Origin of the sequence: Ruegeria atlantica (assembly GCF_013032505.1) — a bacterium.
Lineage (GTDB): Bacteria > Pseudomonadota > Alphaproteobacteria > Rhodobacterales > Rhodobacteraceae > Ruegeria > Ruegeria atlantica_F.
In genome coordinates this window covers 111,931-128,407 of record NZ_WQCG01000008.1, presented here as the reverse complement: position 1 = coordinate 128,407, position 16,477 = coordinate 111,931, and the positions used below count along the sequence as shown (strand labels likewise).

18 protein-coding genes are annotated in these 16,477 nt (G+C 55.2%); 5 read left to right on the top strand and 13 right to left on the bottom strand.

The annotated features are described in order from the left end of the window. Nucleotides 1-15: 15 nt before the first annotated feature. The 5 genes from GOW92_RS21340 to GOW92_RS21320 form a co-directional block, all read right to left on the bottom strand. Nucleotides 16-927, bottom strand: a complete 912-nt coding sequence (locus tag GOW92_RS21340) for a hypothetical protein (protein WP_368040314.1) — start codon at nucleotides 925-927, stop codon at nucleotides 16-18. Between the two features lie 199 nt (nucleotides 928-1,126). Next, nucleotides 1,127-1,915 carry a lytic murein transglycosylase gene (locus tag GOW92_RS21335; protein ID WP_170564648.1) on the bottom strand — a complete coding sequence of 263 codons (789 nt, stop codon included), beginning with the start codon at nucleotides 1,913-1,915 and terminating at the stop codon, nucleotides 1,127-1,129. 66 nt (nucleotides 1,916-1,981) lie between these two features. Continuing rightward, nucleotides 1,982-2,626, bottom strand: coding sequence for an MSMEG_1061 family FMN-dependent PPOX-type flavoprotein (locus tag GOW92_RS21330; RefSeq protein ID WP_170564645.1), 645 nt, complete (start codon nucleotides 2,624-2,626; stop codon nucleotides 1,982-1,984). Between the two features lie 100 nt (nucleotides 2,627-2,726). Further along, nucleotides 2,727-4,133 (bottom strand): type I glutamate--ammonia ligase, encoded by a 1,407-nt coding sequence (gene glnA, locus GOW92_RS21325; RefSeq protein ID WP_170564642.1) that lies wholly within the window; start codon nucleotides 4,131-4,133, stop codon nucleotides 2,727-2,729. Nucleotides 4,134-4,161: 28 nt separating this feature from the next. Next, the gene (locus GOW92_RS21320; protein WP_058274017.1) at nucleotides 4,162-4,500 is read right to left on the bottom strand and encodes a P-II family nitrogen regulator; all 339 of its coding nucleotides are present in this window, start codon (nucleotides 4,498-4,500) and stop codon (nucleotides 4,162-4,164) included. Between the two features lie 169 nt (nucleotides 4,501-4,669). On the opposite strand from GOW92_RS21320, the gene GOW92_RS21315 reads away from it, so the two are divergent. The 3 genes from GOW92_RS21315 to tig all read left to right on the top strand — a co-directional run bounded on the left by GOW92_RS21315 (nucleotide 4,670) and on the right by tig (nucleotide 9,166). Further along, the gene (locus tag GOW92_RS21315) at nucleotides 4,670-6,223 is read left to right on the top strand and encodes an NAD(P)H-hydrate dehydratase (RefSeq protein WP_170564639.1); all 1,554 of its coding nucleotides are present in this window, start codon (nucleotides 4,670-4,672) and stop codon (nucleotides 6,221-6,223) included. Between the two features lie 302 nt (nucleotides 6,224-6,525). After that, nucleotides 6,526-7,650 (top strand): porin, encoded by a 1,125-nt coding sequence (locus tag GOW92_RS21310; RefSeq protein ID WP_170564636.1) that lies wholly within the window; start codon nucleotides 6,526-6,528, stop codon nucleotides 7,648-7,650. A 184-nt stretch (nucleotides 7,651-7,834) separates the two neighbouring features. Continuing rightward, nucleotides 7,835-9,166: a trigger factor gene (gene tig / locus GOW92_RS21305; protein WP_170564827.1), complete on the top strand. Its 1,332-nt coding sequence runs from the start codon at nucleotides 7,835-7,837 to the stop codon at nucleotides 9,164-9,166. A gap of 99 nt (nucleotides 9,167-9,265) precedes the next feature. On the opposite strand, the gene GOW92_RS21300 is transcribed toward tig, so the two are convergent. The 7 genes from GOW92_RS21300 to rpsF all read right to left on the bottom strand — a co-directional run bounded on the left by GOW92_RS21300 (nucleotide 9,266) and on the right by rpsF (nucleotide 13,608). Next, nucleotides 9,266-10,117, bottom strand: a complete 852-nt coding sequence (locus GOW92_RS21300) for an acyl-homoserine-lactone synthase (protein WP_170564633.1) — start codon at nucleotides 10,115-10,117, stop codon at nucleotides 9,266-9,268. A 96-nt stretch (nucleotides 10,118-10,213) separates the two neighbouring features. Continuing rightward, a complete protein-coding gene (locus GOW92_RS21295; RefSeq protein ID WP_170564630.1) occupies nucleotides 10,214-10,915 on the bottom strand; it encodes a LuxR family transcriptional regulator in 702 nt (233 codons plus the stop codon). Between the two features lie 214 nt (nucleotides 10,916-11,129). Then, the gene (locus tag GOW92_RS21290) at nucleotides 11,130-11,618 is read right to left on the bottom strand and encodes a lytic transglycosylase domain-containing protein (protein WP_170564626.1); all 489 of its coding nucleotides are present in this window, start codon (nucleotides 11,616-11,618) and stop codon (nucleotides 11,130-11,132) included. 153 nt (nucleotides 11,619-11,771) lie between these two features. Then, nucleotides 11,772-12,128, bottom strand: a complete 357-nt coding sequence (locus GOW92_RS21285; RefSeq protein WP_170564623.1) for a hypothetical protein — start codon at nucleotides 12,126-12,128, stop codon at nucleotides 11,772-11,774. 238 nt (nucleotides 12,129-12,366) lie between these two features. Continuing rightward, the gene (rplI, locus tag GOW92_RS21280; protein ID WP_170564620.1) at nucleotides 12,367-12,987 is read right to left on the bottom strand and encodes a 50S ribosomal protein L9; all 621 of its coding nucleotides are present in this window, start codon (nucleotides 12,985-12,987) and stop codon (nucleotides 12,367-12,369) included. Between the two features lie 12 nt (nucleotides 12,988-12,999). Then, the gene (gene rpsR, locus GOW92_RS21275) at nucleotides 13,000-13,227 is read right to left on the bottom strand and encodes a 30S ribosomal protein S18 (protein WP_005982441.1); all 228 of its coding nucleotides are present in this window, start codon (nucleotides 13,225-13,227) and stop codon (nucleotides 13,000-13,002) included. 27 nt (nucleotides 13,228-13,254) lie between these two features. After that, complete coding sequence (rpsF, locus tag GOW92_RS21270) at nucleotides 13,255-13,608, bottom strand: 30S ribosomal protein S6 (protein WP_170564617.1); 354 nt, start codon at nucleotides 13,606-13,608, stop codon at nucleotides 13,255-13,257. 284 nt (nucleotides 13,609-13,892) lie between these two features. Here rpsF and GOW92_RS21265 point away from each other — a divergent pair, with 284 nt between their 5' ends. Continuing rightward, nucleotides 13,893-14,411 carry a hypothetical protein gene (locus GOW92_RS21265; protein WP_170564614.1) on the top strand — a complete coding sequence of 173 codons (519 nt, stop codon included), beginning with the start codon at nucleotides 13,893-13,895 and terminating at the stop codon, nucleotides 14,409-14,411. A 128-nt stretch (nucleotides 14,412-14,539) separates the two neighbouring features. Then, complete coding sequence (locus tag GOW92_RS21260; RefSeq protein ID WP_170564612.1) at nucleotides 14,540-15,112, top strand: YceI family protein; 573 nt, start codon at nucleotides 14,540-14,542, stop codon at nucleotides 15,110-15,112. Nucleotides 15,113-15,183: 71 nt separating this feature from the next. Here GOW92_RS21260 and GOW92_RS21255 read toward each other — a convergent pair whose 3' ends face one another. After that, nucleotides 15,184-16,410 carry a cytochrome b/b6 domain-containing protein gene (locus GOW92_RS21255; RefSeq protein ID WP_170564609.1) on the bottom strand — a complete coding sequence of 409 codons (1,227 nt, stop codon included), beginning with the start codon at nucleotides 16,408-16,410 and terminating at the stop codon, nucleotides 15,184-15,186. Between the last annotated feature and the right edge of the window lie 67 nt (nucleotides 16,411-16,477).

Here is a 16,477-nt window from a genome sequence, read left to right as displayed (position 1 = left end):
TCATTTCAAACCGGGCTACATGCCCAGTGCGCTGGCGACGTCCGCAAGTGCTCCGCTTGTGCTGAGAGCGGAGATTGCGACCGTATACGCCAGCACCTGAGTATTCAGGCGGAAGTCTTCACCCCTGATCAGGTTAACAGCGGCCAAGGAGGCCGCAATCGGGACCGACACGCTTGCCACGGCACCCGTTAATCCCCAACTGCTAAGCCGGAGGATATCACTGGGTCGTTCGTGGACGAGGGGGGGCGTGTCGTCCCGATCGGTAGGCTGCTCGATAGGTTCTGTCCGAAAAGCGATGCTGAGCAACTGCTCATCCGACAGCTGGATCGGCCGGGCTACTGGGGGCAGTGCCTTTTTTTCTGGCTCATCCAGGTCTTCTGCGTCAGTGACATTCAGTCCGGCAAACGGGCCTGTCACTGCCTCGAAAATCTGCTTTCTGTCACGCGGCTTGCTTGGGGCCAGCGTGTCAAATGCGCTCATGAATTGTTCAATGGTCAAAACGGTATTTGGCGACAACCATTCCACCCGCTGTGTCGCGCAGACGTCGACCATTCTGTAAAGGATCACGACCAGCATAAGCTCTGAGACTTCGCTGTCATCCAGCAGGGGGGAAACTGGGGTCACAGTGATCGTCAGCCGGTTTTTCGGCATCGTGACCACCGGTTTCTGGATCGTTTTTAAACCAGCGGCACGGTTGAGGCGTTCGAACCGGTCCTCGGTCTCGGCCATTTTGGTATCCAAGGTCAACCGCACCAGATACTGACTGGAAACAATACTGGCTTCGGTGCTGTTCAACAGGGACTTACGCTCGACCAGGTGGCCATAGTCCGCAAGGGTCTTGTCAACGATATCGCTGAACCGCTCGATCGCGTCTTCGGTCTTACCGTTGAATTGCAGACCACCGTGATAGCTGTGCTTCGGAGTCACTGCGCTGTCCTTTGTCGCATCCTGTCTTTGGAAACAATCTAACAAGCGATCTGGGGCAGATTTGGGCGAAAATGGAAAAAAATGAGAAATCGTGCGGATTGATTACGCTATGGAAACCAAGGCATTTTAGGGGCTTTTAAATGTCTGTGGCGACAATGTGGCCGAAATCGGGTGTAAAAGCCCGAATTCATCGCCAGCCTCAGCCGTCGATTCGGGCAGCCATAATTGCGATGGATTGTTGGTAAACCGAGGCGGCATTCCACTGTTGAATCACCGCAAAGTTCGGCTGACCCTGTTGATAGCCGCGACCCGGTTTCCAGCCTTTCTTACGCAGAAAATTGGCGGTCGAGGCCAGCGCATCGGTCATGTTGTAAAAGTCGACGCGGCCGTCGCCGGTCGCATCGACCCCGTATTGCAGGGCATTGCCTGGCAGGAACTGGGTGTGTCCAAGTTCGCCATGTTTTGCCCCTTTTGTCGCGGTCGTAATGCTGCCTTGATCGACCAGTTTCAGCGCCCCGATCGCATGTGGAATGAAAAACTCGGACCTCCGACAGTCATAGGCCAGTGTTGTGATTGCGGAAACAACCTGACTGTCGCCCATGAAGTTACCAAAACCGGTCTCCATGCCATGAATGGCGATCAGCACTCCCGCCGGCACACCGTATTGACGTTCCAGCGCCGCATAGAACTGCGGGTTGCGTGCTTTGCGTTTGCGCCCCTGCGCCACGATGGTGTCCGCCCCGCGTACGCGCATGAATTTGTCTAGGGAATATTTAAAGCTTTTCTGATTGCGGTCCGCCGCGATCGTGCGTGTTGCGTACTGCGTTTGTGCCAGCGCCTGCAGACCCTTCTTTTTGACGCCGGAGCGTTTGGCTTGTCTGGCAAAGTCCTTTTTCCATGCCTCAAAGCCGCTACTGGTATTGCCGCAAGGCGCTGCGGACGCAGCCGCTGGGAGTAGCAAGGCAAACAAAATGGCAAAGCGAAGCATCAGGAAATCCCGGGCAATTTGATATGTAAGGCGAAGGTACGCTGCATTTCCGGCTACGAAAAGACGTTAGTACAGGTCCAGTTCTCCAGTACCTTTCAAGCTCTCAAACCACTCATCGGGTGTTTTGTTGATTTTGGCGTGTTTGACCATCATGGCGTTCATATTGGGAAGGTCCGAGGAATCCGGCCATTCCTCTGGCTGCCAAAGGTTCGCGCGGATCACACATTTGGGGCAATGTGCGAAGATCGTTTCGACATGAATGACCAGGGCCAGTTTGGGCGGACGGTTGTTGATTGCCATGCTGTCCAGCAAGTCACGGTCTTTACATATCCGGGCTGAACCGCGGAGACGCAGAGTTTCCATTTTGCCGGGCACAAAGAAAATAAGGCTGACGCGCGGGTCCAACAGGACATTGTGGAACGTATCCACGCGTTTGTTGCCCGGTCGATCCGGTAACGCGATCAAAGTGTCTGACAGCACTTTGGTGAACCCTTCAGGATCGCCGCGAGGCGAAATGTCCAGATGGCCTTCGGGGTTGGCCGATGCAATCAGGCAGAATGTGGATTTGGCGATGAAGTCGCGACACATCTGATCCAGCCCGGATAACTCTTTGGCCATGATCTGGGGCAGGGGTGCGCCAGTTATGCGCTCCAGTTCGTCTGCCGAGGTCACGAAGTCCGCGAATTGTGAGAAGGGGGCGTCTGAAAGCATACGATCTCTCCTAACCGGTTGGCCCGAGTGTGAAAGAACATACCAAACGAAACAAGGGCGCCCGAATGGACGCCCTTGCAAATGTAAACCCAAATCCGGATCAGCAGCTGTAGTACATGCCGTATTCGACCGGGTGTGGGGTGTGCTCGTAGGTTTCAACCTCTTCCATCTTCAGTGCGATGTAGCCGTCGATCTGGTCCTTGGTGAACACGTCGCCCTGCAGCAGAAAGTCGTGATCCGATGCCAGAGCTTCCAGAGCCTCACGCAGCGATCCGCAAACGGTCGGGATGTCGGCCAGTTCTTCGGCAGGCAGATCGTACAGGTTCTTATCCATGGCTTCGCCCGGATCGATCTTGTTCTTGATGCCGTCCAGACCAGCCATCAGCAGAGCGGCAAACGCCAGGTAGGGGTTCGCAGCCGGATCGGGGAAACGAGCTTCAACGCGCTTGGCTTTCGGGCTTTCAGTCCACGGAATACGAACGCAACCCGAACGGTTACGAGCCGAGTAGGCGCGCAGAACGGGGGCCTCAAAACCTGGGATCAGACGCTTATAGCTGTTGGTCGCCGGGTTGGTGAAAGCGTTCAGCGTTTTGGCGTGCTTCAGGATGCCGCCGATGAAGTACAGAGCTTCGTCAGACAGATCAGCGTATTTGTCGCCAGCGAACAGAGGCTTGCCGTCTTTCCAGATCGACATGTTCACGTGCATACCGGTGCCGTTGTCACCTGCGATCGGCTTCGGCATGAAGGTGGCCGATTTGCCGTAGGCGTGTGCAACGTTGTGGATGACGTACTTGTACTTCTGCAGTTCGTCGGCTTGCTTGGTCAGGCTGTCAAAGATCAAGCCCAGCTCGTGCTGACACGAAGCAACCTCGTGGTGGTGCTTGTCAACTTTCATGCCCAGACGCTTCATGGTCGACAGCATTTCGGAACGCAGGTCCTGCGCTTCGTCGATCGGGTTGACCGGGAAGTAGCCGCCCTTGACGCCCGGACGGTGGCCCATGTTGCCCATCTCGTACTCGGTGTCGGTGTTCCACGACGCGTCAGTTGCATCAACTTCGTAGGATACCTTGTTGATGCTGTTCGAGAAACGGACATCGTCGAACAGGAAGAATTCGGCCTCAGGACCCATGTATGCAACATCGCCAATGCCCGATGCTTTCAGGTAGGCTTCGGCTTTTTGGGCGGTGCCGCGCGGGTCGCGCTCATAGGCTTCGCCGGTGTCGGGCTCGACAACCGAGCAATGCACACAGATGGTTTTTTCCGCGTAGAACGGATCAACATAGGCGCTGTCGGTATCGACCATCAACTTCATGTCCGATGCTTCGATCGACTTCCAGCCCGCGATGGACGAACCGTCGAACATGAAGCCTTCTTCCAGGAAGTCCTCGTCAACCTGATCGGCCATCAGCGTGACGTGCTGAAGCTTACCGCGGGGATCAGTGAAGCGAACGTCGACGTACTCGGCGTCCTCGTCTTTGATCAGCTGAAGAACTGCGTCCTTGCTCATAACTTTATATTCCTCTGCTTTGAGTTTGTTACAGTGCTTCCGGGCCGGTCTCACCGGTCCGAATGCGAATGGCTTGTTCAACAGGCGAGACAAAGATCTTGCCGTCGCCGATCTTGTCGGTTTTGGCTGCCGCGACGATGGCGTCGATGGCCGCATCAACCTGATCGTCGTCCAGCACAACCTCGACCTTCACCTTGGGCAGGAAATCGACGACGTATTCCGCGCCGCGATACAATTCGGTGTGGCCCTTTTGACGGCCAAAGCCCTTGACCTCGATCACGCTGAGGCCCTGGACGCCGACGTCCTGCAGCGCCTCTTTCACCTCATCGAGTTTGAACGGCTTGATGATCGCTTCGATCTTCTTCATCCCGGGCTCCTATTAACTCTTGTCAGTCAGGCACTGACCACGTCTAAATTCGGGCGGCAATGTGATTACGATATCGACCCGCACAAGGTGTTGAGAAATTAGGCGGTGGGTCAAATTTTGATCGACTTGCACAAAAAATAAGCGAAATTGAATCGCCAAGGGAATTGAGATGACGGAATTGCTGACAGCGGCGCAGATGCGAGCAATTGAAACAGCGGCGATTGAGTCCGGTCAGGTGACCGGTCTGGAACTGATGGAGCGCGCCGGTCGCGGCGTTGTAGAGGCGATTTTCGAGGAGTGGCCTGAACTGTCAGAAACGTCTGGCACTGCCGTGGTTTTGTGCGGTCCCGGCAATAATGGTGGTGATGGGTTCGTCGTTGCGCGGCTGTTGAAAGAGTGGGGCTGGGAAGTCGAGGTCTTTCTGTATGGGGACCCGAAAAAGCTGCCGCCCGATGCTCGTACGAATTTCGAGCGATGGGAAAGCAAGGGCCAAGTCAATATTCGACGAATTGATCCTCCTACATTGGTAGATGATACGTTTCGGATTCCGCCCGCTACAGACTTGATAATTGACGGGTTGTTCGGAACTGGTCTGACGCGCCCGTTCGACGGAGTCTTTTCACTTATGACACTGGAGCCGGCAAGGAGCTTGCTGCAAAAAAACAACGTTCGGCTAGTTTCAATCGATGTTCCCAGTGGGTTGTGCTCCGACAGTGGGCGCATTCTTGGGAATGTCATCGTCGCTGATCTCACTGTTACTTTTCATGAAAAGAAAGTCGGTCATATGATCAACGATGGACCCGCAAGCTGTGGAATGGTTCGGACCAAGCAAATTGGGCTTAAGCAAAAAAAATACAATCAAACCGTTCAATTGACTTCTGAGAAGGGGCTATTCCCGGCAAAGTATACGGCGGATCACAAATACTCTCATGGCCATGCGCTGATCCTATCTGGTGGTCCCGGTAAAACCGGAGCGGCTCGGTTGGCGGCGCGCGGAGCTCTGCGGATCGGGGCGGGGCTCGTAACGTTGGGCGTTCCTCCGTCTGCGCAGATGGAAGTCGCGGCGCAGGTGACGGCCATTATGTTGCAGCGGGCCGAGGATGCTGACGCGCTGGCTGAAGCCTTAAAAGATAAGCGACTGAATGCCATGTGCCTTGGTCCGGGATTGGGACTAAAGCGTGCCCGCGATTTGGTGCCAGTAGCTTTGGAAGAGGGTCGATCAACCGTGCTGGATGCGGATGCGTTGACGGCTTTTGCCGATGATCCCGCGACCCTGTTCGAGCAACTGCATGAGAATTGCGTCTTGACCCCGCACGGGGGAGAGTTCGCCCGGTTGTTCCCCGATATTGCTGAAAAACTGAAAGCAATTCCGACCAAAGGCCCGGCCTATTCCAAGGTCGACGCGACACGTGAGGCGGCCAAACGGGCAGGGTGCGTGGTTCTGTTCAAAGGGGCAGATACGGTGATTGCTGCACCGGACGGACGATGCGCAATAAATTCGGCCGAATACGAGCGTTCGGCGCCGTGGTTGGCGACGGCTGGTTCTGGTGATGTGCTCGCCGGTTTTATCACCGGGTTGCTGGCACGAGGGTTCGCCCCAATGCAGGCAGCGGAAACGACAGCCTGGCTGCATGTTGAATGCGCGCGCCAATTTGGCCCCGGGCTGATAGCCGAGGACTTACCCGAGCAATTACCTGCGGTTTTTCAGAGTTTGGCTAAATGACGCATGGGCGGAAATTAGCCGCTTTTTTCAGCGCTCGGCAAGAAATGGCCGCACGTATACGCATCAGTGCATATCATTCCTTTTGAAAGACTTCGGACAGAGTGGCAGACTTGTACCTAGATTTTCCTGCCTACGACGTCTTGGTGGCCAAATCTTTGAAATGATTATAATTTACTTTCTGCCGATTTGAGCCGTAAGGCAGAAATCCAAAACGCGAAAAACTCGGTTCTTTGCGGTGTGGGCTGTCACATCGGTTTTGCTTTTTGACGGTGCCCACAAACAAAACGTTTATGGTGAATGAAATGACAGTGAAATTGAAACTCCCCTCGGTTGCCGCCGTCCTTGCGATGACCACGGCGATCCCTGCCTTGGCTGAACTAAAGTACGAAAACAACAGCGGTGGCTCTGTTGTGCTTTATGGTCAGCTCGACCCGGTGATCGTATCGGTCGATGACGGTCAGGAAACCGAGACCCGGTTGCTGGACAATGACCTATCCAACAGCCGCGTTGGTTTGCGCGTTATGCAACCCTATGGCAGCAATGAGTTCATGTTCCGGTTTGAAACGGGTCTCGGTCTGCCCAGCACGGGCCCAGCCAACCAAGATGGCACCAATACCAACGGTTGGACCCGAGAAGACATCCGCCACGTCGATTTCTCGCTCAAGGGTGGCTACGGCAAGTTCTCTGCCGGACAGGGCAGCATGGCCTCGGATGGGGCCGCGGAAACTGATTTATCCTATGTTGGAACGGCACTGTATTCGTTCACGAACGATGAAAACGGCGCGTTCTTCTACCGTGGTTCTGATGGAGTACTAAGCGATATCACCGTTGGTGACTCGGCCGGGAACTTTGATGGCGGGCGCCGGGGCAGGATCCGGTACGATACGCCTGATTTCAACGGTTTTTCGGCGGCGATAGCATATGGTCAGAACATCCTGTCTAGCAGCGACGACGACGATTATTACGACATCGCGGTAAACTACCGGAACACCTTTGCGAACGGCGTCGAGTTTGCCGCCAGCATCGCTTATGCGGTACGCGACTTCGACGGGCAACCTGGCGAACGGAAGGACACCATCGGGTCAGCCTCGGTTCTGCTTCCGAGCGGATTTAGCTTTACCGCGGCTCTTGGTACGCGCGACGATACCTCGGCCGGTGCCAGTGATCCGGACTATTGGTACACCAAGCTGGCCTATGAAGGCGATTGGGTGTCCTGGGGCAAAACCGGCGTAGGTATCGACTATTTTGACGGTTCGGATTTCGAAAATCAGGGCTCCAGCACCAAGTCCTGGGGCATTGCCGTTGTTCAGCGCATCGATGCGATCAACACAGATGCATACCTGAAATACCGCAACCACGATTTCGACGACACGGTCGATTTTGACAAGAACGAAGCCTGGGTGCTGGGCGCGCTCTGGAAGTTCTGACAACGTTTCCCTGTTAACTGCAGGCGCCCCGGTCTTGTCCGGGGCGTTTTTTTGTTCAAATCGGCGGCAAAACAAGGCTGATCGGGCCATTGCCCCTTGCACGTGGGCTGCTGGGCAAATAGAAGGCGTCAAATTTGCCCGGCGCGCCGTTTTGCGCGCCCCGAATCCTATGGGGACTACCATAATGCAGGTTACCGAGACGCTGAACGAAGGTCTAAAACGCGGCTACAATATCGTCGTATCCGCAGCCGAGCTGGACGACAAAGTTAACGAGAAACTGGTCGAAGCGCAGCCGGAAATCGAAATGAAGGGTTTCCGCAAAGGCAAAGTGCCGATGGCGCTGCTGAAAAAGCAGTTTGGCCAGCGCCTGTTGGGCGAAGCGATGCAGGAAAGCATCGACGGCGCGATGAACAAGCACTTTGAAGACAGCGGCGAGCGCCCCGCGCTGCAGCCTGAAGTCAAAATGACGAACGAAGACTGGAAAGAAGGCGATGACGTCGAGGTCGCAATGTCCTATGAGGCACTGCCTGCGATCCCCGAAGTTGATCTGAAATCGGTTGAACTGGAAAAGCTGGTTGTCAAAGCGGACGACGCGGCTGTCGAAGAAGCGCTGAACAGCCTGGCCGAAACCGCTCAGGACTTTAAAGCGCGCCGCAAAGGTTCGAAGGCCAAGGACGGCGATCAGGTTGTGATCGACTTTGTTGGCAAGGTTGACGGCGAAGAGTTCGAAGGCGGTTCTGCCGAAGATTATCCGCTGGTTCTGGGTTCCAACAGCTTCATCCCTGGCTTCGAAGAGCAGCTGGTTGGTGTGAAGGCCGAAGAAACAAAAGACGTAAACGTTAAGTTCCCTGAGGAATATGGCGCCGAGCACCTGGCCGGTAAAGACGCTGTGTTCACTTGCACCATCAAAGAGGTGAAAGAACCTGTCGCGGCAGAAGTAAACGACGAACTGGCCACCAAGTTCGGCGCAGAAGATCTGGCCGCGCTGAAAGGTCAAATCGCCGAGCGTCTGGAAGCGGAATACGCCGGTGCGTCGCGCGCGGTCATGAAGCGTGGCCTGCTGGACGCGCTGGACGAGAAAGTAAAGTTCGACCTGCCGCCGTCGCTCGTTGAAGCCGAAGCCAAGCAGATCGCGCATCAGCTTTGGCACGAGGAGAACCCGGAAGTGGAAGGCCACGACCACGCCGAGATCGAACCCACTGACGAGCATAACAAGCTGGCCGAGCGCCGTGTGCGTCTGGGCCTGTTGTTGGCTGAACTGGGTCAGAAGGCCGAGGTCGAAGTGACTGACTCCGAGATGACTCAGGCGATCATGAATCAGGCCCGTCAGTATCCGGGGCAGGAACGTCAGTTCTTTGAGTTTGTACAGCAGAACGCACAGATGCAGCAGCAACTGCGCGCGCCGATCTTCGAAGACAAGGTCGTCGACTATGTGTTCGAACTGGCTCAGGTCGCGGACAAAGAAGTCAGCAAAGACGATCTGCAGAAAGCCGTTGAGGCGCTGGAAGAGGAGTAATCCTCTTCCGCCCATCCCCCCTCATGGGCAAAAAAAATACGGAGCCGTCTGGAAAAAGACGGCTCCGCTTGGGTGGCTTTAACCTATGAGGTGAGGGGGTCAGGCCTCATGAGCAAAAGCACGGGGGGTTCTTAGCAGAGCGGTCTTTTGCTCTGGCGTAAAGCGGTCTGAAAGCGCTTCGATCAGTTTCAGTACTGATTCAACTTCGGCTTTCGATGTTGCCGAACTCATCTGTTCGACAAAGTACTTTTCCAATTGAGTCAACGGCTGATGGTCGTAATTCGCCGCACTTGGCTTGGTCTTTGCACTTTCGACCAAATCCAGGGCCTGTTCGTCGGTCAGGAAGACATCGTGTTCAATGTCGGCGTATTCCCGAATTCCAGCGATCCGCTCTTCCGAGCAATCCATCAACGCGGCCATGGCGACAACCTTACCCATCGGCTTGGCGGTTCCTAGATAGTCGTAAGGCGCATTGCCGGATCGTTGCAGAACGCGGTTCATCACCGGATCAATCACGGCGATAGAGTCCAAAACACCGGCCATCTTGGCATATTCGAACGAGCCGATCATGACCTCGCTGGTGACATAGGAAACGGAGTTTTCACCGCGTCCTCGCCCAAGCTTTTTGGTGTCGACGCAAAACCGAGTTGCTTCCCAGACCTGAGCGCTGCGGATCGGCGGTTCACCGTCCAGGATTGAATGAAAAACGTCGGACAGCATGTGTGGCCCGGTCGTTTGCAATAGTCTCATGCACCCAACAACGTCCCCCTCGTCGTTGATGCTGACTACGTGTGCTGGATGAAGGTCGTCAAAATGGTCGCGTTCGCGCCCATCAACTATATTTACATCCCAGCCAAGGCGATCGCCGAAAACGCGCGCGCGCAATTTGTACATCTCGTCCAAGACATGCGTAAACTTATTCTGGTTGATACCATCAATTACGATGATCATTTCCATCCCCCTACAGTCTGGTTACCGTAAGAAAGACGTTAACTGACTTTTTGGCTGAGACTATTGGGGGATTCCCGTATTTTTTATCTTTTTTGATTATCCTGGGGCAATAATACCCAGTCCGATAGCCCTTCCAATGGCTTGCGGGGTTGTCAAAGCGCCCAGTTTTTCGCGCCCAGACCGCATATGGACTTCAACGGTTCGGTGCGAAATGGACAAAATGTCGCCGATATCCTGCTGAGACTTGCCGTCAGCAACCCATTGCAGGATCTCTTTCTCGCGCGTTGAAAGGGTCGGTAGATACAGTGCTTTGGCCAGCAAACCGGACTGCATTACGGTGTCATGTGCTGTAACCGCAGCCATTTGCAGGTCGCCCATAACATGTTTCTTCAGCTTCTCCCACTCGGAGTCCGTGCAGTTTCTGGTCACATTCAGCAGACCACATTCCCCGTAGGGGCCACGTACTGGAACAGTTAGCCCACGGGATGTAATGCCAAAATCATGCGCATCTCGGAAAACTGAATGAAACTTTTCGTCGTGATTAAACCTGCCCCAGTCCACTGGAGCAATGCTGAGCGCAGATTGATACAAGGTCGGGTCGAAATGATGAAAGCCTTGGCTTCCATAGTGAATCTTCCATTCGTCCGGGTAGTTGGCATACCCCTGAACGTCACCCTTCACAGGGTTAAAGGTGGCGTAAGACGCGTAATCGAAGCCCAGCTCGTCGCAGACAGCGTTAATGATGTCGGCTGCCGACTTTTCCTCGTGGTCGATCGCGGCCAAGTCTATAAGTTTCACCTGTCCAACCCTTGCGGCGGCAATTCTTTCCCCAAAGAAGTGCCATATCTGTCCATTTCACCGAGTACGTTGCGTCAACTCTGGTACCTGACGCAAGCTAATTGTGCATAACGCTTAGGCATAATGCGTGGTTATAGCAACAGGATACCTTAGCGATTATATAAGTCATTATTGCAACCTTTGCGCTAATAACAAGCTATATCCTTACCTAGCGTCACTTGGAACGTAGGCCAGTTTCTACCAGCATTCCGGCGGCCTTCGCCTCTGGATAGTAACCTTTGGCATAAAGAAAGATGGCCCGCTTCTGGTTGCCGTCCGACAAGAGCCACGCCCCACGAAGGTACTTTCCAGCGAATTCCAGATTCGTGTCCGCGTCCAACAATCCCTGTGCGTTGCCTTTGTATCCCATTGATCGTGCCGTCGCGGGCAAGATCTGCAGCAAGCCGTAGTAGGGGCGGTTAACGGCCCATGGCCGGTGGGTGCTTTCCCGTATGGCCAGTTTGTGGACCAACTCGCGTGGCAATTCGTAATGATCAGCCCATTTGTTGATAGACGCGCGCAGTTCGGGCGTCTCGTTAGGGTATAGCGGCGGATCAAATGTGGCGTTGCGTGAACTTTGCTTGCCATCAAGGCCGCCGCAGGCAGCCAGGGCAGGTGCGCCAAGTAGAGCAACAAGTAGAGCGCGGCGCGTGTATTGGGGCATGTGTGGTCTCCGGATGGGGGTGGGCGCATGATAGTCCTGCGGGACGCAACCGCAAGCAAACAGCCAGTCCGCGCGCTGAATTGTGCTGGGTCCCGTTGCGTCATGATCCCACACCGGATTCCTCCGTATGAGCCGGGTTAGAAAAGCGCCCTGTCACATTTCGACTTGGAACCACAGAATGATATCGGCAAACCAGATCTTGTTCTCTGTAGCGCGAAACTGAACGGTGTTGTTGATCCCGGGATTGAGGACAGTTCCGGGGAACGCTTCCCACAATCCGCGAATGTCGCCGCCTGACATAGACGGGCCGTAGATAAAGGTATCATTGATCTCGATCTGGAACGCGCCGCCGGACGGTGTTGCCCAAGCTTTGAAGGCGAGGACTGGTTTGGCGCGGTTGGTTCCAATTACAAGGTTGGATGGGATTGGGTCGCTGAATGTCTGGCTTTCGCCGGGGTTTAGTGAAAATGAGCCGTCATTCACGACGATGTAGTCGCACAAAGATGCCATGGTGATTTCTCCTGTCGGATCGCGGTCCGCCCATACGCGCGATCGCGCAAAATGCCATAAAAAATGAACTTCAAAAAAATGCGGCAGAGGCGGCAGGGGCCGCGTGACCCCAGGATAGCACAAATCCCATCCAAATTCTTGCTTGAGCCTGCCGTCATTATTTATTCATGGCGAAAGACCCGAACAAAAAAAGCCGCGCCTTTCGGCGCGGCCAATCGATTTTTCCAAGGTGGCCAGATCAGGCTTTGGCTTCGTCTTCCTCAGCCGGGGCTTCTTCGGCAACCAGATCGTCGTCTTCGGAAGCTGCGGAACCGATATCGTCGAACAGTTCGGCGATTTCGAATTCTGCGGCGGCTTCTTCTTCAGCGGCCAGTTCCTGGATCGACTTGCCCGATGCCTGCAGTTCGGCTTCTTCTTCCGAGCGGGCAACGTTCATTTGGATTTCAACTTCGACCTCGGGGTGCAGTTTAACTGCCAGCGAGTGCAGGCCCAGTTCTTTGATCGGAGCGATCAGAGCAATCTGCTTCTTGTCGACGGTGAAGCCAGCCTCGGTTGCGGCGTCTGCGGCGTCACGCGGGGTGACCGAACCGTACAGAGCGCCGGCATCCGATGCCGAGCGGATCACAATGAACTGCTGACCGTCCAGCTTTTCAGCCAGAGCTTCAGCTTCTTTTTTGGTTTCCAGGTTGCGCGCTTCCAGTTGCGCTTTCTGGGCTTCGAACGACGCGATGTTCGCGTTCGATGCACTCAGCGCTTTGCCCTGAGGCAGCAGGAAGTTGCGGGCGTAGCCAGGCTTGACGTCAACGACGTCGCCCATCTGACCCAGTTTCGCAACGCGTTCCAGAAGGATAACTTGCATATCAGTCTCTCCTTACTTCACAGCGTAGGGCAGCAGGGCGAGGAAGCGGGCGCGCTTGATAGCACGGGCCAGTTCACGCTGCTTTTTCGCCGAAACGGCGGTGATGCGCGAAGGAACGATCTTGCCGCGCTCAGAGATGTAGCGCTGCAGCAGACGGGTGTCCTTGTAGTCGATCTTCGGCGCGTTGTCGCCCGAGAACGGGCAGACCTTGCGGCGGCGGAAAAATGGTTTTGCGGCCATGGTATTTGTCCTTTCGTCAGGCGTTGATCAGCGGCGCTCGCGGCGGCCTTCGCGCTCATCGCGCTTCTGCATCTGGACCGAAGGGCCCTCGTTGTGCTCGTCGACCTTGATGGTCAGAACGCGCATAACATCGTCATGCAGGCGCATCAGGCGTTCCATTTCCTGAACGGCGCCAGCGGGGGCGTCGGTTTTCAGGAAGGCATAGTGGCCTTTGCGGTTCTTGTTGATCTTGTAGGCCATCGTCTTGACGCCCCAGTACTCGCTTTCAACGACGTTGCCGCCATTGTCCGCCAGAACGGTGCCGAAATGTTCGACGAGGCTTTCTGCCTGCGCGTTGGACAGGTCCTGACGCGCGATCATTACATGCTCATACAGTGGCATGTGCACTCCTGTTTATATCAAGGCGCATTTCATAGGCGGGGCCATTTTGTCCTTCGCGACCCTGCCACGAGAGGCTGCGCGATTCACATGATTTGCGAAGGATGGCCCCATATACACGATTGCGCGCAGGGGGCAAGGGCCGACACACATGCCTTGGTGAAGTCGCGCTATTTCCTTTGCGGCGCCCAATTCCTGACGCTTTTCGGCTCAAAGTTGTTTTGCATACCGGGAACTAACCGGACAGACCGAACCTAAGACGGCAACCTGAACTAGGGTACAGAAACATGACCGCGATGAACACGAATACCTTCGAGAAGTCTGCGACAAGCACGACTTATGATCAATCGGTTCCAGTTCTAATCGCATTTGCGCCGAACTGGAGGGCCAGAACCATTCTGGCACGCGTCGCGGGTGCGTTTCTGATCGTTGTGGCGTTTTCCATGTGGCTGATGTCAGGCGCAGTAATGGCGACCGAGGTTTGGCCGATCAAGCTGGCCGCGTCGCTGACGTTTCTTCTGATCGGCGTTAGCTTGCTGACCATTCAGGTGCTTGATGCGCGCCCCGATGCTTACTTCGATCCGATCCGTCGCGAGGTACGTGTGCTGCAAAAGAATGAAAACGGGCGCCCTCAGACGGTTCTGCGCAGAAGCTATGACACGTTGGGTGGTGCGCGGTTTGAGGATGATCAGGTCGAACTCTATGACGTGGATGGCAGCCTGCTGATGAAGCTGCCGCTGCAATCGGCGGATGTTGGCCGAGCGCTGAAGGGCCAATTGAGCGGAAGTGTAACGATCTTTGCCTGATTTTCACTTCTGTTCATTTAGGAACAGAAATTGTTAGAGAATAAGTCTTGTGTGCCGCCCTTGGGCGGCACATTTTTGTTGTTGAGCATTCCAACTGGTTTGCATTCACAACATTTTTGGAGATTGTCATGAAATCCACCCTTCTTGCTGCTGCACTGGCCGTATCGGCGACCTCGGCATTTGCAAGCGCCGAGAAATACGTTCTGGACCCCAGCCACAGCCAGGTTGTCTTCAACTATAACCACCTTGGTTTCTCGACCACCTATGGCATGTTTTCGGGCTTTGAAGGCGAGATCATGTTCGATCAGGAAAACCCGGCCGATTCCAGCGTGAGCGTGTCGATGCCGGTCGTCGAAATGATCACAGGCTGGAAGCCGCGCGAAGATCACTTCATGACCGAAGATTTCTTTGGCGTCGCCGAAGGGGACCTGATCACGTTCACATCGACTGGTATCGAAGTAACCGGTGACAACACCGCAAACATCACGGGCGATCTGACCATGAATGGTGTCACCAAGTCGGTTGTTTTGGATGCCAAGCTGAATCAGGTTGGCGAGCATCCAATGGCTGGCAAGCCCTGGGCTGGTTTTGATGCAACCACGACGCTGGTTCGCAGCGAGTTCGATTTGGGCCAGTTTGCGCCGTTTGTGAGCGACGAGGTCGAGGTTCGTATTTCGGTCGAAGCACAAAAAGCCGAATAAGCTTGCCTGATAGGCAAAAAAGAAACCGCCGGGACCGTCAGGCCCCGGCGGTTTTTTCTGTTCGACTGTCTTTACTCAGCCTGAGTGGCTGTCAGTTCGACGGCGACTTTGACTGCAAAAGCCAGCGAGTCTTCGGTCGGTTGGGACGTCCCGACATCATAGTCCAGTCGGTTCAGTTCCAACTCTCCCTGCATCTTAGCCGTCCCATCTTGCAGGTCCAGTTCGAACGGTAGGATAACGTCCATGGTTTTGTCCCGGATGGTCAATGTCCCGCGCGCCTCATAAGCCAAATCTGTTTTAAACAGATCCGCTGTGAAGTTCGCGGTTGGAAACTGAGCGCTGTCAAAGAAACCTGTACCCAGTGCTTGCTGTGTCACCGTGCCAAGGGTCAATGAGCCGATCGCGATGGTCACATCGACGGATCCCGCTGGTCCGGGATCAGCCGGCTCGTCAAACGTGATTGCTGCAGTCCAATCGGAAAACGCTCCACTCACAGGGCTACCCAACTGGGTGATTGTTATGGTCAGATTACCGGCCTGGACCTGCCAGTCGGATTGGACGGCTTCCAGTTCGGCAGATGCATGGTCGCCGGACGAATGAGCCGAATATGCCCCGTCGAGCCACCCAATGCCCAGAGCCACAGCCCAGATGGCAACTGCAGCCACGACGGGCGCAGGCGAATGCCACTGCTGAGGCGGTTCCGGCAGATCGACCCGTCCTGGCAGCATACGGCGCAGGGTGCTGTCCTTATCGATCACGTGGTGCTTAAGGGCTCCGACGATGTGCAATACTAACGCGCCCACCAGCACCAGCATCAGAACCATGTGCAAGCCTCCGGTCGCTTCGGCCAGCGCGGGGGATTTGGGAACAAAGGGTAGATTCTGACCAAATGGCCAGAGGATCGGCGCAAACCCCTCGGTGGCGGCGTGGTGAATCCAACCTGTCAGAGGAACCAGAACGAGCGACCCGTAAAGCAGCCAATGCACGGTTTCGGCGGCAAATACCTCGGGTTTGTTTTCCGCATTCAGTAGTCCGGGCTTTGGTTGGCTGATTGCCCACAGGATACGGGCAAGTGCCACGAAGAAGACTGTGACACCGATTGTCTTGTGCAGCGAGAAAAGCTGCGCAGCTTGTTGCAAGTCTTCCGGTGTCGTTGGAATTGCCGGATCCTCGATCGCGTGTGCCAGCTGGTTTGCAAACCATCCAATCGGAAGGGCCGTCAGAATAAGCAAAGCCGTCAACCAGTGGAACGTTTTTGAAACGCCTCCATAGCTTTGGGCGGTGTTGGCAAGGGACATTGGTTTAGGACTCCGATCTGTTTGCTGTGACCACCCTAAATGCAGCGGAGGCCGACACAATAGCCTC